General features: G+C 32.3%; 18 protein-coding genes and 3 pseudogenes. 19 read left to right on the top strand and 2 right to left on the bottom strand.

Translation table 11 applies throughout. The features are described from left to right. Positions 1–27: 27 nt before the first annotated feature. From B5P40_RS16115 to B5P40_RS16040, 16 genes and pseudogenes are all read left to right on the top strand, one after another. Positions 28–714, top strand: coding sequence for a response regulator transcription factor (locus B5P40_RS16115; protein ID WP_002085507.1), 687 nt, complete (start codon positions 28–30; stop codon positions 712–714). Next, the gene (locus tag B5P40_RS16110; protein ID WP_016101995.1) at positions 711–1,793 is read left to right on the top strand and encodes a sensor histidine kinase; all 1,083 of its coding nucleotides are present in this window, start codon (positions 711–713) and stop codon (positions 1,791–1,793) included. The genes B5P40_RS16115 and B5P40_RS16110 overlap by 4 nt, the downstream gene beginning before the upstream one ends. A gap of 523 nt (positions 1,794–2,316) precedes the next feature. Continuing rightward, positions 2,317–3,630: a D-alanyl-D-alanine carboxypeptidase family protein gene (locus B5P40_RS16100; RefSeq protein WP_002185854.1), complete on the top strand. Its 1,314-nt coding sequence runs from the start codon at positions 2,317–2,319 to the stop codon at positions 3,628–3,630. Positions 3,631–4,384: 754 nt separating this feature from the next. After that, positions 4,385–4,900: a transglycosylase SLT domain-containing protein gene (locus tag B5P40_RS16095; RefSeq protein ID WP_113709448.1), complete on the top strand. Its 516-nt coding sequence runs from the start codon at positions 4,385–4,387 to the stop codon at positions 4,898–4,900. Positions 4,901–5,042: 142 nt separating this feature from the next. Next, entirely contained in the window at positions 5,043–6,200 is a 1,158-nt protein-coding gene (locus tag B5P40_RS16090; RefSeq protein ID WP_002032176.1) for an acyltransferase family protein, read from the top strand. 89 nt (positions 6,201–6,289) lie between these two features. Continuing rightward, positions 6,290–6,421: pseudogene (locus B5P40_RS33475) on the top strand (Fic family protein); the annotation flags it as partial. A 162-nt stretch (positions 6,422–6,583) separates the two neighbouring features. Continuing rightward, positions 6,584–7,615: a VanZ family protein gene (locus B5P40_RS16085; RefSeq protein ID WP_113709447.1), complete on the top strand. Its 1,032-nt coding sequence runs from the start codon at positions 6,584–6,586 to the stop codon at positions 7,613–7,615. 169 nt (positions 7,616–7,784) lie between these two features. Further along, on the top strand, positions 7,785–8,378 hold the full coding sequence (locus B5P40_RS16080) for an SGNH/GDSL hydrolase family protein (protein ID WP_002127450.1): 594 nt from the start codon (positions 7,785–7,787) through the stop codon (positions 8,376–8,378). 451 nt (positions 8,379–8,829) lie between these two features. Next, on the top strand, positions 8,830–10,803 hold the full coding sequence (locus tag B5P40_RS16075) for a penicillin-binding transpeptidase domain-containing protein (RefSeq protein WP_033709116.1): 1,974 nt from the start codon (positions 8,830–8,832) through the stop codon (positions 10,801–10,803). A gap of 484 nt (positions 10,804–11,287) precedes the next feature. Continuing rightward, entirely contained in the window at positions 11,288–11,992 is a 705-nt protein-coding gene (locus B5P40_RS16070) for a response regulator transcription factor (protein WP_016120219.1), read from the top strand. Positions 11,993–11,994: 2 nt separating this feature from the next. After that, positions 11,995–12,981, top strand: coding sequence for a sensor histidine kinase (locus B5P40_RS16065; protein ID WP_002017026.1), 987 nt, complete (start codon positions 11,995–11,997; stop codon positions 12,979–12,981). 128 nt (positions 12,982–13,109) lie between these two features. Continuing rightward, complete coding sequence (locus tag B5P40_RS16060; RefSeq protein WP_002017024.1) at positions 13,110–13,880, top strand: ABC transporter ATP-binding protein; 771 nt, start codon at positions 13,110–13,112, stop codon at positions 13,878–13,880. Beyond that, positions 13,855–15,792 (top strand): FtsX-like permease family protein, encoded by a 1,938-nt coding sequence (locus B5P40_RS16055; RefSeq protein ID WP_113709446.1) that lies wholly within the window; start codon positions 13,855–13,857, stop codon positions 15,790–15,792. The genes B5P40_RS16060 and B5P40_RS16055 overlap by 26 nt, the downstream gene beginning before the upstream one ends. A 35-nt stretch (positions 15,793–15,827) precedes the next feature. Further along, entirely contained in the window at positions 15,828–16,508 is a 681-nt protein-coding gene (locus B5P40_RS16050) for a lipoprotein BA_5634 family protein (protein ID WP_002032182.1), read from the top strand. Between the two features lie 203 nt (positions 16,509–16,711). Then, positions 16,712–17,245 (top strand): RNA polymerase sigma factor, encoded by a 534-nt coding sequence (locus B5P40_RS16045; protein WP_002127457.1) that lies wholly within the window; start codon positions 16,712–16,714, stop codon positions 17,243–17,245. Then, complete coding sequence (locus tag B5P40_RS16040; RefSeq protein WP_033709119.1) at positions 17,235–18,062, top strand: SH3 domain-containing protein; 828 nt, start codon at positions 17,235–17,237, stop codon at positions 18,060–18,062. The genes B5P40_RS16045 and B5P40_RS16040 overlap by 11 nt, the downstream gene beginning before the upstream one ends. Before the next feature lie 11 nt (positions 18,063–18,073). Here the strand turns inward: B5P40_RS16040 and B5P40_RS16035 are convergent, their stop codons facing one another. Further along, complete coding sequence (locus B5P40_RS16035; RefSeq protein WP_002032185.1) at positions 18,074–19,834, bottom strand: peptidoglycan D,D-transpeptidase FtsI family protein; 1,761 nt, start codon at positions 19,832–19,834, stop codon at positions 18,074–18,076. Positions 19,835–20,244: 410 nt separating this feature from the next. Here B5P40_RS16035 and B5P40_RS16030 point away from each other — a divergent pair, with 410 nt between their 5' ends. Both B5P40_RS16030 and bla read left to right on the top strand, forming a co-directional pair. Then, a complete protein-coding gene (locus tag B5P40_RS16030; protein ID WP_002168356.1) occupies positions 20,245–22,380 on the top strand; it encodes a peptidoglycan D,D-transpeptidase FtsI family protein in 2,136 nt (711 codons plus the stop codon). Positions 22,381–22,817: 437 nt separating this feature from the next. Further along, the gene (bla, locus tag B5P40_RS16025; RefSeq protein WP_419762247.1) at positions 22,818–23,744 is read left to right on the top strand and encodes a class A beta-lactamase Bla1; all 927 of its coding nucleotides are present in this window, start codon (positions 22,818–22,820) and stop codon (positions 23,742–23,744) included. Positions 23,745–23,751: 7 nt separating this feature from the next. Here bla and B5P40_RS34365 read toward each other — a convergent pair. After that, a pseudogene (locus B5P40_RS34365) lies at positions 23,752–23,838 on the bottom strand (undecaprenyl-diphosphatase); the annotation flags it as partial. Between the two features lie 607 nt (positions 23,839–24,445). Here B5P40_RS34365 and hblC point away from each other — a divergent pair. Beyond that, positions 24,446–25,765 (top strand): annotated as a pseudogene (hblC, locus tag B5P40_RS16020) (hemolysin BL lytic component L2). Positions 25,766–25,820 lie beyond the last annotated feature (55 nt).

Here is a 25,820-nt window from a genome sequence, read left to right as displayed (position 1 = left end):
AATACGAGAAAAATGTGGAGGAATATGATGGAGTCAAAAATTCTTATTGTTGATGATGATAAAGAGATTAGAAATCTTATCTCTGTTTATTTGGAAAATGAAGGTCTGAAAACTCAAAAGGCAGAAGATGCTATTGAAGCTTTAAAATTGTTAGAAGAAAAGAAGTTCGATCTTATTATTTTGGATATTATGATGCCTAATATGGATGGTATTGAAGCATGTATGAAAATTAGGGAAGAACGAAATATGCCTATTATCATGCTATCTGCAAAATCAGAGGATATAGACAAAATTCAGGGGCTAGCGTCTGGTGCCGATGATTATTTATCAAAACCGTTTAACCCGTTGGAGTTAATCGCTAGAGTAAAATCCCAATTAAGAAGGTTTAAAAAATACAATACGCATACAGATAATAATAAAAGCATCTTAGAAATTGGTGATTTAACCGTGAATACAGATACACGTCAAGTATGGGTAAGAGGAACGGAAGTAAGGCTAACTCCAAAAGAGTTCGATATACTCAAACTACTTGCTCGTAACAAAGGAATTGTTCTCAGTGTTGCAAAAATATATGAAGCAGTTTGGAAAGATGCTTTTTATAAATCGGATAATACTGTCATGGTGCATATTACAAAAATAAGAGACAAAATTGAAGAGGATTCTAAACATCCAATTTATATTAAAACTGTTTGGGGAATTGGGTACAAAATATGAAGAAGGTTAGTTTTAGAAATAAGATAATTATAAAACTTCTTGGTGCTGTTGCAGTTAGTTTTTTTGTTTCGTTTGGTTTAACAATCCTCACTTTTCTATATGTCATAATACCATTAAATCTAAATCACTATCTTGATGATCTTAGTACATTTGAAAATAATATGCTTACATTTCTTATATTCGCGTTAGCAATCTTTACTTTTATAATCATTTTTTTGATATTGGTTCGAAAGAAAATAATATATTTAAAGCTCATTTCTGATAGTGTTAATGATATTGCCAATGGAAAGCTGGGTTTGACAATTGGGATTGAGGGAAAGGATGAATTGACTCATCTTGCTCAAAATATTAATTATATGTCCAAGGAATTGGAGAATACATTTGAACAGGAAAGACAATTGGAACGTACAAAAAATGAACTCATAACCAACGTATCTCATGACTTACGCACACCGTTGACATCTATTATCGGCTATGTAGATTTATTAAAAAGAGGGCAATACGACAGTAAAGCACAATTACAGGAGTATCTCGAAACCACTTATTTAAAATCACAGAGATTGAAATATCTAATTGATGAACTATTTGAGTACACCCGTTTATCAGACATCGATGCTAAGTTAAACATTAACGAAGTTGATTTATCAGGCTTGTTGGAGCAAATAGTTGGAGAATATATTCCTATATTTGAAAAGGCAGGTTTAAGTGTTCAAAAATCAATAACGGAAGAAACAATACCTATTTTCATGGATGTAGAAAAAATGGTACGTGTTTATGAAAATCTGTTTATGAATGCGATAAAGTACAGCATGAAACCATCCGAATTATCAATATGTCTTGAACTAATAGGTAACAAAGCAATTTTGAAAGTATCAAATAAAGTCGAGAAGCCGCCTGTTAGCGATCCTAATAAATTATTTGAAAGGTTTTTCAGGGGTGATAAGGCAAGAAAAGATGATCAAGGAAATGGGCTGGGACTCGCTATCTCAAAAAGAATTGTTGAACTTCATAATGGTAATATACATGCAGAATATAAAGTAGGCTGGATGTCCTTTATTGTTGAACATCCAATTAAATAGAATGGCTTATGGAATGAAAGGTTCCATAAGCTTTTTTTTAAACTTAAGAAACTTCTTAAGTTAATAATTCAAGTAGGCCATTCATAGTAGAAATGATACTGATAAGTTAATTTTATTTATTATTATAAAGTGATTAATCGAATAAAGGGGAAGTTCATTGATATGAATAATGTAAGAGACGATAGTAAATTTAGCAACCAGTGTGTTTTGGTATTCAACCGGGGCACACTGGTTTTATTTTTTTTTAAATGTGGAACAAATGTATTACTTAGATTGTCTATTAAGTGTAATCCTAAAAGATATGAAAGTACAGATCATTTCGAAAAATACAAAGGTATTAAAAAGAGGGATATGTGTGGGAACACTAAGTGTCAGTGTGCCTAAAAGGGTGGGATGAGATGGTCTATATGAAAGTGGTTCTAATGTCTTATATGTATATAGAATTTGATAACGCTGTCTATTTTTTGGAGGATTATGTTAAAATAACGTTTTTTTGAGTACAAAGATATTGGAGGTAACAGAAGTGAAAAGTATGTTTTGCAAGAGATTTATTACAATAGTAACAGTGCTTACACTATTTTGTAGCATGGCCGTTACATTTGGAAGAGCATCAGCGGAAACAGTTCCTGCTATAGACGTAGAAGCAGGATCAGCAATTTTAGTAGAAGCAAATTCCGGGAAAATTTTATATCAAAAAAATGCAGATGAATCATTAGCAATTGCTAGTATGACAAAAATGATGAGTGAATACTTAGTTCATGAAGCGGTGGATAAAGGAAAACTTAAATGGGATCAAAAAGTTAAAATTTCTGAATATGCATATAAGATTTCGCAAGATCGCTCATTATCAAACGTTCCATTAGAAAATGGTGGCTCTTATACGGTCAAAGAGTTATATGAGGCAATGGTAATCTACTCTGCAAACGGTGCAACAATTGCTTTAGCTGAAGAGATTGCTGGAAAAGAAGTCAATTTCGTGAAAATGATGAACGATAAATCAAAAGAGTTTGGAATGAAAAATTATAAATTTGTAAACTCTACAGGTTTAACAAACCATGATTTAAAAGGACATCACCCAGAAGGGACAACTCCAGACGAGAAAAATAAAATGTCCGCAAGAGATTGTGCGATTTTAGCACAACGTCTTATTCAAGATTTCCCGAAAATATTAGATACAGCAAAAATCCCTAAAAAAACATTCCAAAAGGGTGGCAAGTATCCGATTGATATGACGAACTTTAACTGGATGTTAAAAGGCTTAATTAAGCAATACGAAGGTGTAGATGGGTTAAAAACAGGAACTACTCCAGAAGCCGGAGATTGTTTTACTGGTACAGTAGAAAAAAACGGTATGCGTCTAATCTCTGTAGTTATAAAAGCAAACTCTCATACAGCACGTTTTGATGAAACAAAGAAATTATATGATTATGGATTTGCAAATTTTGAAGTGAAGAAGGTCTATGGAAAAGATTCAGTAGTAAAAGGTCATGAAACAGTGCGAGTAGCAAATGCAAAGGACAAAGATATAGTTGTTCAAACGAAGCAAGCTGTTTCACTTCCAATGCCAAAGGGCAACAAAGACGTTTATAAAAAAGAATTTAAAGTATCGAATAAAGAACAAGAAGCGCCTATTAAAAAAGGTGTAACAATTAGTCAAATGATTATATCGCCTAAAGATATTACAGATCCTGGGTTCTTATCAGGTAAATCATTACAAGTAGACCTTGTAACAAAATCTGAAGTAGAACAAGCAAATTGGTTTACACGTTTTATGCGCGAAATAGGATCTTTCTTTAGCGGTATGTGGAATAGTGCGGTTGATATAGTAAAAGGCTAACTTTGTAGGATAAAACTAAATATTAGCCTGAAATAAAAGGTTTCAAAGTATTATAGATTCTTATGTGGATGGCTTGGAATGGAAGATTGCATTAATTCTCAAATCTGGTTCTTCGGAACTTTCGGTATTGCAATCAAGCTAAGATAAATTTGTATCCATATAATCAAAAAACGCTATTCTTTTTGTAGAAATATACAGAAAGGATGGCGTTTATTATGAATTGTTCGATTCAAAGGGTTCTGGTGCAAGGCTAGTTTAATAAAGTTACATGATGAAAACACATTCATTATTCCATCAAGTGACAATAAAAATAAATACCTGGTACTTATTCCTGTTATTAAATTTTATAAAAATTTAATAAAATCTTTTCTTCTTATTAAATATTTTGTTTTAAATTAATTATATAAAGAAATGGAGGCCGAAAAATGAATTTTTTAAAGAAATTTAAGTATCTTTTTATAGTGTTTATCCCTATGTATATAGTTATTCTTTAATTTCAATCGAATAAAAAAGCAAGGTATTCGAGAAAAAAGTACGGTACCATACAGAGAAAACGCTCTCCCATACAAAAGTAAATTGTACCGAAAGTGATAAAAGCGAATGTTATATGGAGGGAACCCCCTAATAATTTCACCTAAAAATCGGTAATTAATGAAACAAACAATAACAAGATGATACATGATTACGAGTTAATATCCCCAAAAGATAGGATTACTAGTGACAATCTTTGATACTGACAATTGAGGTGACGTCGATGAGAGGGACATTAATAAAAAGTGGAGTATTTATTTTAGTTTTAACAGGAGGGCTATATCTTACAAAATACGCATATGACCATCATACTAACCGAGTTAAAGTAAGAGACACGATTCAACAAATATCAATAGAGCATGGTATACCGCCATGGATTCCTTTATCTATTGCATTCCATGAAAGTAAGTTTGATCGAAACGCAATTGGAGATCAGGGCACATCATTTGGACTGTTTCAGCTTCATCGAGGTGGACTAGCACCTAAAGATTTAACGAACGAAGATTTGAAAAATGCAGAAACCAATACTCGAATTGCAATATCTAATATGAAAAATGCATATAACCGTGGTTTACAGCAAAATTTAAAAGGACAAGAACTATTAAAACATGTTGCTAATACCTCAGGGTGGCCTGGAAATAAGGGTGTTCAATGGACAGATAAACAGACAGACTATAACGAGGGGTTAGAAAACAGTTTTAAAATGTTTTCTAAACGACAATACGATTTTATAGAATGAAATTTCTTTTTTCTTTCTATTATTATATAACTTATGCCTAAATAAGAAAGTTCCCTTATACAGACACATAGATTGACTTTGTACTGCTTATATTAGGAATTTAAAGAAACAGTATGTATAATTCTCCCACTACAATAGTATAGTGGCCTTTATTAACAGCAAAATCTACAATTTACAAGGAGAACATTTTATGAGTAAGAGAATAAAAGAATTAGATTCCATACGAGGGTTAGCGGCACTGACAGTGGTATTTGGACATTTTTGTTTAATGCTACCATCGTTGCCTAATTCTATTAAATTTTCCCCGCTTAGGTTTTTATGGGCGGGTGGGGAAGCTGTAATCGTTTTTTATGTACTAAGTGGTTTTGTGTTATCTATGGCACTTTATCATTCAAAAACAAATTATTGGGGATATTTAATTAAGCGATTTGTACGAATCTATATCCCTTATTATTTTTGGATAATCATTACCTTTGCTTTATTTATTTTGTTCTCGCCGTATGAAGTGGCTGGACTACGGGATTGGTTCTATGATAGGTGGCAAGGGTCTATAACAAAAATAGATATTATAAACCACTTTGTGCTTCTTAATAACTTTTTTACGGAAAATTATAATCCAGTTATCTGGTCATTGGCTCAAGAAATGCGTATATCTATTGTGTTTCCTTTGTTATTCCTTCTTTTTTATAAACTGAGTTGGAAGAAAACGATACTATTTGCTTTGAGCTTTTCTTTAATTAGTGTTTTCCTTAATATGTTGCATATAGGGAAAGCAGAGGGATTTTATAATGGTTATGCCGATACACTGCATTTCACATCGATGTTTATGGTTGGAATGTTACTTTTTAAGCATCAGGAAAAGCTTATCTACTTATATAGGAATATGAAAAAATTTAATAAAGGATTTCTTATTGCATTAGGGATTATTCTATATTTATATTCCATTTTAATTTATGGTTTTTCCCGTAATGATACTACTTTCTTATTAAAAGATTGGGGTGTCGTAATCGGTGTTAGTATATTTATAATAATGGCCATGAGTAACCTAAAAGTGAAAGCATTTTTAAATAAGAGTGTATTTGTATACTTAGGAGAAATTTCATACAGTATCTATTTGTGTCATTTTCCAATCATGATGGTACTATTTAAACTTTTGTATACAAAGATACCTATCTTTTTCCTTCTTGCTTTGTGTATTTCAATGACAATACTTTTTTCTATAGTTTCGTATCATTTAATTGAAAAGAAATGTATCAACTGGGCAAAACAAAGAACAACAAATTTTCGAAAAAAAGTGTAATGCTTGAAGGAATTTTATTTCTTTAGTAAATATACGAATATGACCGATTCCTAAGTATATTAGGAATCGGTCAATTACGGATTCTATATAAATATACTAAAATTGAACAAATTTTTAATTTTATACTTAACTCCAAAAATCCTCTTACTAAAGAGAATCTTCGTAACGTTTTTCCAGACATAGCCGAAAGTACAATTAGTAAAACGCTAGTTTCCTTGTAGCTGCTTGGTCAAATAAAGCTGGTTTCAGGAGGGAGAAATGCTCAATGTATACAGGTTTAATTCTGTATTAATAATTATTAGGGGTAACAACACATCGCTATCTATATCTAAAATGTTATATAAAACTATTGAATATTTTATTCGTAAAAACAGAGGTGTAAAATGAATTTTATTTCCGAACTACTTGTTACCTTTGCAATTCCTACAATACAACTCACATTCTTGTTACTGCTCATTTTTGTTTTTAGCTACTTTGTAGTATACAAAAAGGTATGTAAAGGAGGGGGGGAATTTACCGTACAACAAGTTATATTGTTTATGTTGATAATAGGATATTATTCCCTTGTATTATCAGCCACTTCATTTGGTCGTCCAGATGATATAACTTTCGCAAGAACAATTGACTTTGATGTACTTAGTGTTTATAAAAAAGCATGGAATACCTTTTCATTTTCTTCTTTTTTCCACATCATTGTGAATATAGGTATGCTTTTTCCGTTAGGAATTTTATTACCTTTATTTAGTAATGTTTTTCAAAAAACAAAATGGATGTTAATCAGCTCAATTATAGCAAGTTTATTGATTGAAATCCTTGAATTAATAATGCAACGTGGAAGTATGGAACTAGCCGATTTACTTCATAATACTTTAGGAATGATGCTAGGATATTCTATGTTAAATATAGTTCTTATATTGTTGAAGAAAAAAGAACCAGATACACAAATGATCACATATTTATTTCTTCCGATTACAGTAAGTTTTGTTGCACTTGGAATAATGATTTCGTATCAAATGAAGGAATTTGGGAATATGCCTTTAGATCCCATTACAAAAACAGACATGACTGATGTCACTATAAAAACATCAATAAAGTTAAAAGACGAAGGTAATAAAATGCCTGTTTACAAAGAGGAAATTACAAAAATGCCTAATGACAATGAGCCAGTTACAAAAAAATCACATATTCGAGATGTCGAAATTCTGTCTCCCAAAGAAGTATTTCAAAAACTAAAACAAGGAGACTTTGATCCTATAATATCTTTCAAAGCAGGTGATACATTAGTCATTACAGATTATAATATAGATTACTACGCTGATACAAAAGGCTTTTCTCAACCTATATATGTTTTTCAAGTACGCTTAAATGATAGTGGGAAAGATAGTTGGTCTCAACCTATTTCTGCGAGAAGATAACATAGATTTTCATGTTTTTGTTCATGTGAAATAGTTTAATCGAGTTGTCTTTCTCATTTGAAAAATCTCCTATGGAATTTAATTGAAATTGAAAAACATTTAAGAAGAACAATTACGCTGTGGGCTATTGTATAGTGTAGATATGAATAACAAAAAAGGGGGACTATATATGTGGAAGCGATTTGTAGCGATTGGTGATAGTTTTACAGAGGGGATAGGGGATGAAGTTGAGGGAATAGCATTAAAAAGCTGGGTAGATCATTTTGTTCAACTGTGTGTAGATGATTTAAAATATGCTAATTTTGCAAAACGTGGGTTAGTAACTAAAGAAATTCGCTCACAGCAATTGGAACAGGCATTAACTTTTAATCCAGATTTGGTTAGTCTAATTGCAGGTGCAAACGATGTTTTAAAAGGACGTTGGAATCATCATGCATATAAGAACGATATGGAATTTATGATAGATACATTAAGTAAAGCAGGTGCTGATATTATTATAGCAAACCTTCCAGATTTTACTGTTAGGCTTCCATTTCCTTCTGAAAAAAAACAAGTATTAAAAGAACAATTATTAGAGGCAAATGAAGTTATACTTTCACTGAGTAGAGAGTATAAGCTTCATCATGTTGACTTTTGGAATCATCATTTAGTTAATGACAATACGCTATGGTCTACGGATTTAATTCATCCAAACTCAAAAGGATATGTAAAAGTTGCTGAATTGATTTTTAGTAGTTTGCCTGTACATGACTCTTTTAAATAAGCTGTAGAATGACCTAAACTCCTGTCGCATGCTGTACAGGGGTTTTTGGTGCGAAAAAGAAGGATATAGAGTGCCTATAAATTATACTTTAAGTAATTCTTTTTATTGTTTATATTTTTGTTATTTTCTGTTGCAGAATCCTTAGTATAAGGATTCTTTTTTTGTATCAATAATCTATAAAGAAAAAAGATGAAATTGGCGAAAATGAACTAAAAGGTATTTTAAATGAATTGTTAAAACAACACTAATAATGATAACGTTCGCTAAATATATTCGTCGTTTGTAAGAATCTTAAAATCTTCCCTTTTTGAATGCAGCTTAACCATAAATTTAATTTTTTTGTAAATGTGGAACTATTTCATTACTTACACTGTCTATTAAGCGTTAAAACATTTTTTATTTAACATATTTAGAAAGGAATAATCATTTTTAATTAAGGGAGAAGATTGAATTGAAAAAAATATGGATGCTGCTTTTCTTTTGTTTTGGAGTTATGTTGGTAGGATGCAATAAAGATGAGCCGCCAAAACAAGCATTTGAAGAATATATCAATTTATGGAATGATAAAAAATTTACAAATATGTATGATTATTTATCAGAACATGCAAAAAAAACGATTTCTAAAAAGGAGTTCACAGAGAAATATCAAAAAATTTATGAGGGTATTGGAGTTAAGAATTTAAAAATTAAAACGAAAGGAGAGAATACTAAAGATAAAGAACTTTTTCTTTTTGAAGTTAATATGGATACGGATGGAGGAACAGTTTCATTCATCCATGAAGCAAAACTCGTGAAAGATAAAGATAAGGAATCTTGGAAAATAGATTGGACACCAGACTTCATTTTCCCAGGTATGAAAAAAGATTACAAAGTACGTATGCAAACAGAGCAAGGAAAACGCGGAGAAATATATGATCGAAATGGAAAAGGGCTTGCAACGAATGGTAAAGCGACTGAAGTTGGAATTATTCCAGAGAAACTAGGTGAAACGGCAGCGCAAACGAAAGAAATAGTAGCACAATTACTTGATATGTCTATAGAAGAGATCAATCAAAAGCTCGCAGCGAAATGGATAAAACCAGATTCCCTTGTACCAATTGGTATTTTAAAAGAGGGAACCAGACAGAATGATTATATTGAATTAGAAGGAGTTTCATCTCGCCCAGTAAATATTCGTACGTATCCATTAGGAGAAGCAGCGGCACACTTAACGGGATATATAGGAAAGGTAAATGCAGAGGAGTTAAAATCGCTTCAAAAAAAAGGTTATCAAGCAGATGATTTAGTGGGTAAGACAGGTTTAGAGAAAGTATTAGAGAATAAATTGCGTGGTGAAAAGGGTGGACGCGTATTTATGGAAGATGAGAACGGGAAAGAGATTAAAAACGTAGCAAAACAAGAAGCAAAAAAAGGAGAAAATGTTACGTTAACTATTGATGCTGCAATTCAAGAAAAAATCTTTAATGAGATGAAAAATGAAGCAGGATCTAGTGCAGCGGTCAATCCTAAAACGGGTGAAACAATCGCACTTGTAAGTAGCCCTGCTTATAATCCAAATACAATAGTTAGAGGAGCATCAAAAGCTCAACGGGAAGCATGGAATAACGACTCGAAACTGCCAATGATGAATCGCTTCACACAAGCATTTGTACCAGGTTCCGTATTTAAAACGATTACAGGTGCAATTGGTTTGGAAACAAACACAATAAATCCTAAGGAAGAATTTAAAATTCAAGGATTAAAGTGGACAAAAGATTCATCTTGGGGAAATTATTATGTAACACGTGTGAAGGATGCTAGTCCAGTTGATTTTGATAAGGCAATGAAGTACTCTGATAATATTTATTTTGCTCAACAAGCTTTGAAAATAGGAAAAGATCAGTATGTAAATGAATTTAAGAAATACGGATTTCATGAAAAATTACCAATTGAATACGAATTCCCTATTTCAATCATTGCAAAAGATGGGATAAAAAATGATATTCAACTAGCAGACACGGGGTACGGACAAGGACAAGTATTAATGACACCTCTTCATTTAGCATTGACTTATGCACCGATTGTCAATGAGGGTAACATTCCGTCACCGCATCTTATAAAAAAAACAAAAGAAGCGGGAAATTGGAAAGAAAATGTGATTTCTACCAAGAATCAAGAGATATTAAAAAGTGCGTTAATAAAGGTTATTAATGATCCTGATGGTGCTGGGAGAATTGCTAAAGTTGATGGTGTAACTCTCGCTGGTAAGACAGGTACAGCAGAACTGAAAGAATCGAAAGAAGCAGAGGGTAAAGAACTTGGATGGTTTGCAGCTTTCGATGCAAGCGCGCCAAACATGATTGTTACCATGATGATTGAAGATGTAAAAGGAAGAGGCGGGAGCAACGTTCCAGGTGAAAAAATAAAACATGTTTTTCAGAAATAATACTTAATTAGAAGGTGAAATTTACTTCTTTAGTAAATATACAAACCTTACCGATTCAAGATTATATTAGGAATCGGTTAATTTATGTCTAAACGCAGATTTTATGATTTTAATAATCGTATTTAATTACGTGTTTTTTTACACAATTAAATACGATTATTTTTTATTTGAAAATTATAAAACAACAAATTTTAAAATGTTAAATTAGATAATTGAAATTTAAAAAATAAGAGCTATTATACTTAACTTTATTTTCAGAAATATTACAAAGCTGTTAGTTTGAAGTAAGGTTATTCAATATAAGTAAGAGGGGAATTTCTTTATACTAAAAGATAAAAGTATATTTTATATTCTTACAGATAATAAACATATACTTTAACTAGTCCCACTTAACGACCTTGCGGCATGTTTGAAGAGGGAGATTCCTACGGACACTGAGAAGGGAGTCTTCTGTCGGAAAAGATAAATAAAAGGAGCTTAATATATGTATAAAATTATGATTGTAGAAGATGACCAAAAAATTTCTAAATTACTTCAATCCCATATTAATAAGTACGGGTATGAAGGGAATATTACAGAGGATTTTGAAAATATTTTGGCTAACTTTGAAAAAATTCAACCTGATTTAGTTTTATTAGATGTAAATTTACCGAGTTTCGATGGTTTCTACTGGTGCCGACAAATTAGAACGGTCTCTACTTGTCCCATTATATTTATATCAGCACGTAGTGGAGAGATGGAGCAAGTTATGGCACTTGAACATGGTGCAGACGATTATATCACTAAACCGTTTCATTATGAAGTTGTAATGGCAAAAATCCGAAGTCATCTTCGAAGAATTTACGGAGAATACGCACCGAAAGCGGAAGAAAGAGTTGTTCAGCAATCCGGTTTAATACTTTATCCAGAAAAAATGGAATTAAAGCTAAATGATAGCATGTGTATACTGTCAAAAAAAGAAACTGCTTTACTAGAAACTCTCTTACGACAATCTCCTAGTATTGTTAGTCGAGAGAAAATCTTAGAAAAACTTTGGGATGACTATACGTATGTAGATGATAATACGTTAAGTGTAAATGTTACACGTGTCCGAAAAAAATTAGAGGAAATCGGAATAAAAAATGCATTAGAAACAGTTCGTGGTGCTGGATATCGTTTGAAAATAACTTGGAAGAATGATGAGGTATAATAATGAATTTATTTTTACGTGAACATATCCCTTTCATCTGTTTCTCAATCATTCAGCTATTTGTCGTTCTAACTGTTTATTGGCTGGATGGATATAACCACTTATCTACTGCGTTATATAGTGTGTTTTTAGGAGGATGCTTTTTAATTGCGTTTTTACTTTATCGCTACTTTAGCCATCGTAGATTTTATAACAAATTATCCAACCCTTCTGAAACATTAGAGGACTCCTTAGAAGAACTCGATTCCACTCCATTATCAGTAGCACTTCAGCGTGTGTTAAAGACACAATACAGTCAATATCATCAACAGTTAAAGACTTGGGAATATAAACAAAAAGAGCACCTTACATTTATTAATCAATGGGTGCATCAGATGAAAACGCCTCTATCAGTTATTGAACTGATCACACAAGAAGAGAATGGGGAGGTTTTTGAAAGTATTGTGGAAGAAGTAGATCAAATGCAGTACGGATTAGAAATGGTCTTATATATGGCGCGATTACAAACGTTTGAGCAAGATTTTTATGTGGAAAGAGTTTCGTTACAGGAAATCGTTCAAGAAGTAATCCGTGAAAATAAACGTCTGTTTATCCGTAGCTATGTTTATCCAGAAGTAAAAGTAAAACAAACTATTATGGTAGAAACCGATAGAAAGTGGCTTCGGTTTGTTATTCATCAAGTGATATCCAATGCCATTAAGTATTCAGCAGGAAGTAGAAAAAACGTTACTATTACTACATTAGAAGAAGAGCGCTCAGTAATCCTTGAAATACACGATCATGGTGTGGGAATTCCAAAAGAAGACCTCCCGAGAGTATTCCGCCCATTTTATACGGGAATAAACGGTCGGAAATTTAAGGAATCTACTGGGATGGGATTATATCTTGTGAAAAATATTATAAAAAGATTGGAACATGATATTGAAATAAAGTCGGAAGTAGGAAAAGGAACAACAATCTGTATTATTTTCCCTTATGCAAATCGTTAGAACGGTGTTTAGTTTGATTTTTCAGAAATATTACAGACCTGTTAGATATATGAAAGGTTAATCGATATGAGAAGAAGGGACGCTTAGATAAACTTAGGTTATTAAAAGATAAAAAGGAGCAAAACGATATGGAAATATTAAAGGTCTGTGAACTGAGTAAAATCTATACAGGAAAGGTATCTTATGAAGCGCTCGCCGACATTAATTTGAGTGTGAAAAAAGGGGAGTTTGTAGGAATAATGGGACCATCAGGAAGTGGAAAAACTACTTTGTTGAACATGGTTTCTACTATTGATTCTCCCACATCAGGAGAAATATTGATTAATGGAGAAAATCCATATCAATTATCTCAAAATGAACTGGCATTATTTCGAAGACGTGAATTAGGTTTTGTGTTTCAAGCATTCAATCTTCTTACAACATTAACTGTAAAAGAAAATATTGTTCTTCCTCTGACGTTAGATGGTACTAAAGTTGAGGATATGAATCAGCGTGTAGAAGGTATTGCAGAAAAATTAGGCATTCAAGATATATTAAATAAACGAACATATGAAATATCAGGCGGACAAGCACAAAGAACAGCAATTGCACGTGCTCTAATTCATAAACCTAAATTATTACTAGCAGATGAACCGACGGGAAACTTAGATTCAAAAGCGGCTAATGATGTAATGGAGTTATTAAAACGATTAAATAAAGAACAAGATGCAACAATGATGCTTGTTACGCACGATCCAGTGGCTGCAAGTTTTTGTGATCGCGTTGTATTTATTAAAGATGGAAAATTATATAACGAAATTTATAACGGAGAAAACCAACAAATGTTTTATCAAAAAATTATAGATGTACTTGCATTACTAGGAGGTCGTAAGCATGACTTTTCAAAGATTCGCTTTTAATAATATCATTCGAAGTAAGCGGACTTATGCTGCACACTTTCTAAGTAGCTCATTTTCAGTTATGGTTTTTTTCACATATTCACTCTTACTTTTTCATCCTGATTTACAAGGAGAACTAGCCTCCACAAGTAAAACAATGAGCCTTTTAGGAACAATGGGGATGCAAATCTCTCAATATCTCATTTGTGTATTTTCATTCTTCTTTCTTTTATATTCGGTGAGTTCTTTTTTAAAAACAAGAAAAAAAGAATTTGGAATTTTAATCATGCATGGTATGACACCGGCGCAGTTAAATAAATTAATTTTTTTAGAAAATATGTTAATTGGAGTCGCTTCAATTACATTTGGTATCTTAATTGGTTTGATATTTTCAAAGCTCAATTTATTGGCAAGTGAAAATATATTAGCGATTGATAAGGGTCTTCCTTTTTACGTTCCTATAAAAGCTGTCTTTACGACAATTGGCGCATTTTTGATTCTGTTTCTAGTCATTTCGTTGTTTACTTCTAAAATGGTAAAAGCAAACAAGTTAATTGATTTGATGAAATCAGAGGAAAAGCCAAAACCAGAGCCAAAGGCATCAAAAGCATTAGCATTCCTTTCCGTATTATTAATTGGGTTAGGGTATGGATGTGTGTTCTATTTCGTACTAGAAAGAAACTTCATTATGCCTTACTTACTTGGAGGAGTAGTTTTTGTAGTGATAGGGACATATTTTCTATTTTCACAGTTGAGCGTGTATGTAATACGTGTCTTAAAGAAAAAAGACACTGTATTTTTTAATAAAACGAACCTACTTACTATATCTGAATTGGCTTATCGTATGAAGGATAATGCAACTATGTTCTTTATGCTAGCGATTGTTTCCGCTGTGGCTTTCACAGGAATTGGTACATGTTTAGCAATGGGAAATAAGGGATTAACGGAGATGATCAATCCATTTGCATTTACCTATACTTCGTTAGGAGAAAATGCACAAGAAGAAGAGCACATTACAGAAATGAAAAAACAACTTACTCGCTCAAATTTCTCTTATCAGGTAGCGGTTACGAATCCAAAATTCACGGAAAATAATTTAGTGCTAATCAAAGTATCAGAGTATAACAAGTTTGCAAAAATCTTCGGATATGAAATGGAAAAGTTAGACAATGATCAACAAACAATCATAGTACCATCAATAGTTTCGCAAAAAGAAAAGTATGAAAGAGGAAAGGATATACCTGAGAAAATAGATGTAGTACAGGAAAACTTGGAGATGTCTCTTCAGGTCAAGAAGGCGGTCCCATATATAGTTCTCCCAAATACAATTGGAGCTATTGTTGTTGTTTCGGATTCTTTGTACGATAAAATCCCAAATAGAAAGACGGAAGATGACTCTTACGTAATGAAAAGTCAATATGGATTTGTAGTGGAAAATTGGGAGAAATCAAGAGTGGTTACAAAAAAATTAGAAGCAACAATGGGTAATAATAATTCGGTGCAAGCACATCATTATTTTGAAGCATTGTATTCCGAATGGATTTCTTCGAAACAAAAGAACGGTATTTTACTTATCGTTAGTGTATTAGTAGGTATCGTATTCTTTACGTTCGCAGCCAGTCTTTTATATTTCCGACTATATGCAGATTTAGAACGGGAACAACAACAATATGAAATGATTGCGAAGGTCGGTCTAAGTAGAAGAGAGCTAAAGAAAATCGTAACGCGTCAGCTTACGTTAATGTTCTTCTTGCCTTTAATTATAGCGATTATTCATAGTGGTGTCGCTTTTATAGCCTTGCAACAGCTAATTGACTTCTCTGTTTTAAAGATGTCCATTTTAATTATACTAGCCTTTATATCCATTCAAAGTGTGTACTTTTTCACTGTCCGTTGGCGTTATTTACAACGGTTATATAAAAAAATCATGTAACGTATTGATAAAACAAGCAAAGAGGAGAAAAAGAAATGAAAAAAGTAATGAAAGTGTGTATGGCAGGAGTTGTATCAATTTCTATGTTAGGGGCTTGTTCTTTTGGAAAGAAAGAAGAACCAAGGAATGCCGCTTTATTGATTGGGGAAGAACAATCATTAAAAGAAATAGTAAGTCAACATAAAAGTGAAATTAAGACCAACACTTTATATAAAGTGAAAAAAGCAGAAACTGGCGGTAAACAACTATTAATTATGGAACGAAAAACTGCAGAGAAAATGGTTGAGATAGGTGTGTTGAGAGAATCAGATAATGATAATGAAGTATGGAGTTCAGATCCAATAAAGTCATTACCTACAGCTCCAAAAGGTAAAGCTGTATTATTGGCTAGTAAGAAAAATAAAAAAATTAAGGAATTAACAATTAATGAAAAGAAAATAGAAGTCCAGTATGCTAGCGATACTTGGTTTGGTCACTATCGTAATTCAGATTATGAGGAGCTGATTGTAATTGTTGACAATACTACTTTCAATCAAATCCCTGTAAATGAAACATCAATGGAAATCCTTCATTTCAATAAATCGTATGGTGAAGATAGACCATATAACACAGATGATGTTACGGCTGTACAAGCAGAAACTGAATGGAAAAAACTCACTAAAACTATGGGGAGTCAAGTGGATGTATTAGATGCGGTTTCTATTATAAAAAAATAATGAAAATATATTTAATACAGAAAAACCAGGATGATTTTAAGAATTTATCCTGGTTTTTTTTATTACATTTTTTTAGAAATATCATCTGTCGAAAAAAAAGATAAACAATGGAACAAATGAAACTTGTATCATGTCTATATATTGAAACCATATTAAAAGTGAGGGCAGCTTTATGTTTATTCAAATAAGTTTGAGGTGTGGAAATGGAACAGAAGTTTATTGAAAAATGTAATCATGATGAGCTTGACTATGTTATAAAAGACTATTGGCAAGATGTATGGAATTATTCATTTATTATTACGAAAGATCCACACTTATCAGATGACATCACACAAGATGTATTTATTAAGGTTTTTAAACATTGGAATTCGTTTCGAAAGGAGTCATCTATTAAAACGTGGATATTAAAAATTACAAGAAATACGGCAATAAACTATTTGAAATCCTCTTATTTTAAAAGGATATCTTTAGTGGGATTTTTTAGTGACGATAAGCAATCTCCATCGGCAGAACAAGAATTTTTTAATCAAGAGGAAATGAATGATGTGTGGGATGTTGTATTAAAACTACCTAAAAAACACCGCGAAATACTAATATTGGACGCGAAATATGAATTATCTTATGAAGAAATGGCTGAAACATTAGGTGTATCCATTGGAACAGTCAAATCTAGGTTAAGCAGAGCAAGAAGTAAAGTTTCAAAATTAATAGGGGAGGGTAGAAGTGATGAACAGTAAAAAAAATCCTGACTGGTATAGCAAATTAAAAAATGGACCAATGGAGCGTCGTAAAGATGAAGAAGCATTTATTTATAAAATAAAGCAATCGATATACCAAAATAGTGAAGTAGACTCTGTACCATACAAGAGACCATTTCGTAAAAAAGCATTGCCTATTGTAGTAGTTTTGGTTTGTACAATGTTATTTTTTATTGTTCAACAACCTTGGCTTGATGATAATAAATCACCGGTACAAAGTAGTACTCAAATTAAGCCTAAAACAAAAGATGAGTCTGCTCAAGATCCATCATTAAAACAATTTATGAATGAGTTATATCGAAGTACAAATTCAAAAAATGAAAATGACCTGTATAGAGCGTTAAATGATGAAGTTCTATTTAAAGGGAAAAGTTATCAGAAGGATGAATTGAAGTTTGATGAGGATATTTTTCATGAGTTGCAAGTCGCTCTTACAATGGGGGGAGAATTTGCAAATGATACAAAGAAAGCATACAAAGTACCAAGTGGATTGACAGAAAGTAACCAACCAAAGCAATCGCATTTTATATATGCAACTGTTACTGGAAATAAAACGAAAATTTTAGCTGAACCAAAACGAGAATCACAAGTTTTATATGAAGTATCTAATGAAATGGTAAAAGCTTTGATTCCAGAAAAAGCGCTGAATGATGGATATATAAAAATATCGACAATTAACGGTTATACTGGATATGTACAAAAAGAGTATGTTTTAACTGATATTAAATATTCTTTCATATTTGAAAAGAATGATGAAGGTATATGGGAAATAACGAATATAGATTCTATATGGTAAAAGAGGAAGGTTCACTTTAATGAACCTTCCTCTTTATCTTTATCCTCTTTTTGAAGTGAATTCCAGCACTCTAAAATTTCTGATGTAACGAGAGCAGCAATATTTTTTTCCGAATTACTACCAGGAATAACGACAGAAATAGCAATTTTTGGATCTTCGGTAGGAGCATATGCAATGAAAAGAGAATGATTTATCATTCTTTCTTGCTCGTTCGGAGAGCCAGTTATCCCTGTTTTACCCGCGACATGAAAGGGCAAGTTTTTAATCTCCTCTATATTTTGACTCATCCCACCTTGCACGACACTCCAAAATTTCATAGGATAACGATTTGAACTTTCTAAGAGTGGTTTAAACTTTTTTGTTTCCTTATCGTCTTGACCAATAATAGCACTTACGATTTGAGGTTTATATTTATCACCTTTACTTGCCAAAGTTGCTGCATATTGAGCGAGTTGAAGAGGGGTATGCACTTCATTTCCTCCCCAAGAAGCATTTAATAAAGCGGAGATTCCATTTTCAAACTTATTAGATGGGTGAAATTCATATTCCCCGTCTTCTTCAAAGGGTAAATCAATACCAGTTTTAGAACGAAGGCCAAATTGCTTTAAATAATCTGTCCATATATTTGCTACTTTTTCTATATTCCCATTATTTCGGTTGAATAAGGGGAGAGCTACTTTTGCTGTCATAAATGTATTTGATGAATTAATGATAGCTTGACTCGGTGTAATTTCACCTGTTGGTGTTCCAGGAGCATTGGTGATGTTATTTTGATTATCATACTGAAAACTACCATTATCCAAATATGTATCCTCAGGTTGAAAAAGCTTTTCGTTTAATCCGATTAAAATAGTAAGTGGCTTTATAGTAGAGGCCATATTTACATAAGATTCACCATACTTTAATTTTTGAATTGCTTTATTTTGCGAAAGGGATTTAATGTTTTCTTTTTTAGATGATACATGTGTATTTAATATATTTGGATCAAAAACTGCCGAATTGGCCATAGTTAATATTGCGCCAGTTTTTACATCGGTTACTACTGCATAACCAGCATTAGCATCAGGTACTTTCTTAATTTGAGATCTTAGTGCTTCCTCTGTTTTTTGCTGCAATTTAGAGTCTAAAGCTAGCCGGACATCTTTTCCTTTTTGTACTTTTTGAATGTTCCATAAGAACTTTTTATTATTCATTTTAAAAATCAGAGTTTTTCCGGGTTTTCCTTTTAAATCATTTTCATATTGAAGCTCAATCCCACTTTTACCAACAGGTCCATACTTAGAATTAAGGTCATTTTCTACATACCCAATTACTTGTGAAGCAATTTCGTTCTTTGGATAATATCGAATGAATTCGTCTTTGATCACTACATTTTTAGGTTTATTCTTGTTTATGAATGAAATTTCATTTTCATTTATATCAGAGTATAAGGATATTTCATTCATAGTCTGCTTATTACAGGATTGTTGTAATTGAGATTTTATGTCCTCTGTAGAAATGTCATGTTGAAACTCGTTTGAAAATTGATTGAAAAAAGCTAATGTGTTTGATGTATCTTTATTCGATAGTTTTTCATCATTAGAAGTGCAATATAGAGACTTAACTTTCTTATTTGTAGCTAGTATTACACCATTTTGATCAAGAATTTTTCCTCTTTCAGCTGAAGAAGTTGCGATAGTAATTGAAATGAAGTTGATTTTTAATAAAATTAGTAAAATCACACTTCCAATAGAAAGAACCGCAAAAAATCTCCATCTTTTCGTATGTAACATATAACCCTCCCTTATGTAGCCTATTCCATCTTATAGTTAATTTTTTTTTTTGTAAATGTGGAACAACTTTATTACTTAGGTTGTCTATTAAGTATTACAGCATGAAGAAAGGAACAATCAGTATGAAAAAAAGTACATGTTAATAGTAAGTCTATGTGTAAGTTTAATATGAGTCATTATACAGTTTAGCATTTCTAATGCAGGCGACAAAAAAATAGAGAAAAAAACAGGAAGGGAGATTTATCAATTACGCGGCTAAACCAAAAGGAATGGATGCTTACAAGGATTTAACAAAAAAGATAAGACACTATTATAACTGAATAGTGGTTTCTAATATATAGGGAACGCTTTTAGTATATTTATTTACTAAGTATTAGTGAGGATTTCCTGAAGAATTATATGGAGGATTTATGAAAGAACAAAAAGTAAAGAAACAGAAGACATATATATCTATTCGATTGAATATAATGTTCCTTTGCATATTTGTACTATTCTCAGCTATTATTATGCAGCTAGGAAAAGTACAAATCGTTGAGGGAGAGGCTTATAAGAACCAAGTGGAAAACAGTCAAAATGAAACAACTAGTATACCAGTCCCACGTGGACAGATTCTAGATCGAGAAGGGAAAACAGTCGTTAATAATAAATCTCTTCGCACAATTACGTATACAAGGGTGAAGGGGATTACGAGTGAAGATATTTTAAAAACAGCAAAAGACTTGGCGAAGGTACTTGAAATGCCTGAGCAAGATATAAATAAATTAACCGATATCGATAAAAAAGATTTTTGGATGCAATTGAATATGAAACGTGCGGAATCAAAGATTACTAAAAACGACATAGGAAAGTTTAAAGAAAAGGGAATAGAGGGAAAAGAACTAGACAAAAAAATTCAAGACTTAAGACGAAGTCGCGTTACAGAAGTAGAATTGGCAGAATTAACAGCACAAGATTTAAAGGTGTTAGCTATTAAAAGTAAAATGAGTTCAGGTTATCAACTGACACCACAAATTATAAAAAAAGATGTGACAGATCAAGAATATGCGCGGATAAGTGAAAACCTTGCGGAGTTTCCAGGAGTAGATACAACAGTTGATTGGGAACGTAATTATGTAAATGGTAATTTATTTCGTTCCGTGTTAGGTAATATTACAAGTAGTGAAGAAGGATTACCGAAAGAAAACTTAGATTCTTATTTGGTACGTGGATATAACCGTAATGATCGTGTAGGAAAAAGTTATATTGAACAACGATATGAAGATGTATTACACGGCACAAAAGAAGAAGTGAAAAACATTACTGATAAATCAGGAAACATTATAAACACAGAAATAATCTCTAAAGGAAAAAGTGGTAGTAGCTTAACATTAACGATTGATATGGAATTACAAAAGAAAGTGGAAGAAAGTATAGAGAAAAATTTGAGAGCTTTTAAGAGTTCAGAGCCACTGTTGGACCGAGCGTTTGTCGTCATGACAAATCCGAATAACGGACAGATTTTATCTATGGCAGGCAAAAAGATTGTAGAAAAAGAAGGGAAAATAGAGATTGAGGATTTGGCATTAGGTAACATGACAACTTCGTATGAGCTAGGATCAGCTGTAAAAGGCGCAACGTTATTAACTGGATATGAGACAGGGGCAATACAGCCAGGAGATCAATTTTATGATGCACCGATGAAATTTAAAGGTACACAAGCCAAGAAATCATGGAATGTATCCGGATTTGGTAATGTTAATGATTTACGAGCTTTACAAGTATCTTCGAATGTATACATGTTCCAGACAGCTTTAAAAATTGCGGGAGTTAATTACGTACCAAATGGTTCATTGGATATTAAACAAGAAGCATTTGATAAAATGCGTTATTATTTTAAACAATTTGGTCTAGGTGTCCCAACAGGTATTGATTTACCGAATGAAATAATTGGGCAAACGAGAAAAGTAGATAGTCAACCTGGGTTTTTACTAGATTTTTCTATCGGTCAGTATGATACGTATACGCCATTGCAATTGGCACAATATATTTCAACTATTGCAAATGGTGGATATAGAATGCAACCCCAAATTGTACAAGAAATACGAGAGCAATCAATAAAAGAAGAAGAGGTCGGTAAAGTTATACGCTCTATAGAGCCTGTCGTATTAAATCGAGTTGATATGAAGAAAGAACATATTGATCGGATAAAAGAAGGTTTTAGATGGGTATTCCAAGAAGGTGATGGAACTGGCGTGAAGTATTTCAAAAATGCGCCATATAAACCAGCAGGAAAGACAGGGACAGCTCAAACTGTATATGGTGGAGATGATCCAATTGGTAGAAATGCAAAAGGAGAACGTATGGAATGTTACAACTTAACATTAGTTGGATATGCTCCATATGATAATCCAGAAGTAGCATTTTCTGTAGTAGTCCCATGGCTTCATGATGATAAAAATGGAATTAATTCTATAATTGGAAAGGAAATTTTAGATGTATACTTTGATTTAAAAAAGCAACGTATACATGGTGAAGCTGCTAGTACAGATAGTTCGAATCAAAATTAGTAAAATTTGTGCACTTTTCTCAGGGGAAGAGACCCTGTTTATATAAAAGCCTTTATAAGTTAAAGAAAAAGGAAAATTTGAAATAAGAGATAGCGGCTATCATAGTTGCTATCTCTTACTTTTGTTAATATCTTGGCTACTAGTTAAAAAGGTTTTAAATTTATCCCGCTATTTGCCGGGTAGTAAAACTCCCACCTCAAAATTCAGCTGGAGCAAAGAAGTTAGGCGGGAGTCGGGCTGCCCGTAAAAGCCCGATTGGTGAGGGCTAATAATCAGTGGGGAATGAACAAAACCCCCACTGATTAAAGTTTCACTTTATGGAACAAACTTGTTTCTTAGATGGTCTATTATGTGTACGTATAAAAACAGGTGTTCAAATAGGATACAGTGTATTGAATTTACTACTTGTTTTCAGTATTGAAAATTTGAAAGGAATGATGATTTTGAAAAACAAGAGGATGTTAAAAATAGGTTTATGTGTTGGTATATTAGGTTTAAGTCTTACAAGCCTAGAAGCTTTTACAGGAGGGGCATTGCAAGTTGAAGCGAAAGAAAAGACCGGACCAGTTAAACATAAAAATCATGCGACGTATAAAGAATTCTCTCAACTTGAGAAAAAATTTGATGCTCGATTAGGTGTATATGCTATTGATACTGGTACAAATCGAACAATTGCTTATCGACCTAACGAAAGATTTGCCTTTGCATCAACCTACAAGGCATTAGCGGCAGGAGTATTGCTACAGCAAAACTCAACTGAGAAATTAAATGAAGTTATCACTTATACGAAAGACGACTTGGTGGAATATTCACCCATTACAGAGAAACATGTAGATACAGGCATGAAACTTGGGGAAATTGCAGAGGCGGCTGTTCGTTCCAGTGATAATACCGCCGGGAACATTTTATTTAATAAAATAGGCGGACCTAAAGGATATGAAAAAGCACTTAGACAGATGGGTGATCGGGTTACTATGGCTGATCGCTTTGAGCCAGAGTTAAACGAAGCTACTCCAGGCGACATTCGTGACACTAGTACAGCGAAAGCCATTGCTACCAATCTTAAGGCTTTTACGGTCGGAAATGCACTTCCAGCTGATAAACGTAAAATTCTTACAGAGTGGATGAAAGGAAATGCTACAGGAGACAAACTTATTCGTGCAGGCGTACCAACTGACTGGGTAGTTGGAGATAAATCAGGAGCTGGAAGTTATGGGACACGAAATGATATTGCTATCGTTTGGCCACCGAACAGGGCACCTATTATCATTACAATCTTATCTAGTAAAGATGAGAAAGAAGCTACCTATGATAATAAATTAATTGCAGATGCAGCTGAAGTTATAGTTAAGGCTCTTAAATGATAATTTCTCAATTCTTTATGTAATGTAATTGAAAATAGGAACCTAGAAAGCGATTCTTTTTACTGTGAAAAGAATCGCTTTTTTGTATTCCTATAATGAATAGTAAGTATATAAGCGAAAATTATTATTTCATGGACAATTTATCCCCTAAAGTGCATGAGGGAAATTTTCTCCTGTGGTGTTCGTAGCAATATGATTATTATGTATACGATAATAATATTTTGGAGTAGTTAAGCTAGATACTCCTATATGGATATGTAATTTTACATATCCATATAAAAGACACATATGTGTTAATCACTATTAAATTATATTGAAATCATTTTTAAGTAAGGGATTCATATAGATTTAAGGGAATCAAAGAATTTTTATGTTTAATTATCATAGTATAATTATTTCACTTTATGAAATGAAATTTGTATTTAACTTTTTTAAATATAATATTTTTAAATTCGAATAATAAATATCTGAAAAATTAAATTCAATCAATGTGATTTTCAGGTTTACTTATGAAAAACATAGTGTTTAAAATGAGGGGGAAGTAAGGTCCTTATATTCTATCAAAAATAAATAAAAAACGAGATACGATTACTCTATCGAAAAAATTTCTATCCTCAAGTGTGTGTGATGAAATCCTAACGTTAGGTTGTACAAAATTTACGATTAAAACTGTAAAAAACAATAGTGAAGAGGTGTACAGAATGAAGAATAAAATTATGACAGGATTTTTAATAACATCAATCGTTACTGGAGCGACTATTCCTATCAATACTCTCGCAATGCCAATCGTTCAGGCAGAAACGAAACAAGATAATATAGATATTTCCTCAGCATTACGAAAAATAGGTGCACACTCCAAATTAACACAAACCTTTATAGATGGAGCCTTAGCAAGTCCGAATGTGCAACTTGAAGAAGTTCCATCTTTAAATACAACTCAATTTCTAATTAAACAAGATATGAAAGAGTGGTCATCAGAACTATATCCAAAATTAATTCTACTAAATTCAAAAAGTAAAGGATTTGCAACCAAATTTAATAGCTATTATCCAACATTAAAAGGATTTGTAGATAATAAGGAAGATAAAGAAGGGTTTATAGATAGACTGGAAGTTCTTCAAGATATGACTATAACAAACAAAGAAAACGTGCAACGTCAGATTAATGAGTTAACAGATCTTAAACTACAGGTAGATAAGAAACTGAAAAATCTTGATACAGATGTGGTAAAAGCACAGAGTGTACTTAGTTCAGAGGGAACAGGAAAAATAGACAAGTTAAAAAATGAAATGCTAAATACAAAAAAATCAATTCAAAATGATTTAGAGCAAATAGCATTATTACCAGGAGCTTTAAATGAACAAGGGCTAAAGGTATTCCAAGAGATTTATAGTCTATCAAAAGATATCATTGAACCGGCTGCTCAAACAGCGGTAGTAGCGTATAACAAAGGAAAAGAAATAAATAATACTATTGTAGAAGCAGAGAAGAAAGCAGAGCAGGAAGCAACAGAAAAGGGAAAATCAGCTATAGAAATTGAAGCTGCCAAAAAAGAAGCACGTGAAGCGATAGAGAAAAGTAAAAAAGGTGAAATTGCTGCAGCTGCAGTTACAAAAACGAAAGAGTATGATCTTATGAAAGTGATTGATCCTGAAAAAATTTAAAAAACATATAGTACCTTTGCCGAAATTAATAAACTAACAGCAGAGCAAAGAGTATATTTAAATGATTTAGAGAAACAAAATCAGAAATTATATGACTTAACAACTAAATTAACAGTAGCAGATTTACAAAAATCAATGATTCTTTTCATGCAAAATGATTTGCATACATTTGCTAATCAAGTAGATGGAGAAATTGAGCTAATGAAACGTTATAAAGAGGATTTTAATCTAATAAATAATAGTATTACAAAATTATTGACTGAAGTTGATACTAGTAACACTCAGTCTCAAAAAGATACATTAAGACGACTAAAAAATGTAACAAATCAACTCGAAGAACAAGTTTATAAATTTTAATATTAAGAATTTAGGTTTAATAAAAAGATAATAACTCAATTGAAAATAAGGAGGA

Origin of the sequence: Bacillus sp. SRB_8 (assembly GCF_003264205.1) — a bacterium.
Taxonomy (GTDB): Bacteria; Bacillota; Bacilli; order Bacillales; family Bacillaceae_G; genus Bacillus_A; species Bacillus_A mycoides.
The sequence above is the reverse complement of the archived record's forward strand: the minus strand, read 5'-3'. Positions and strand labels throughout refer to the sequence as shown.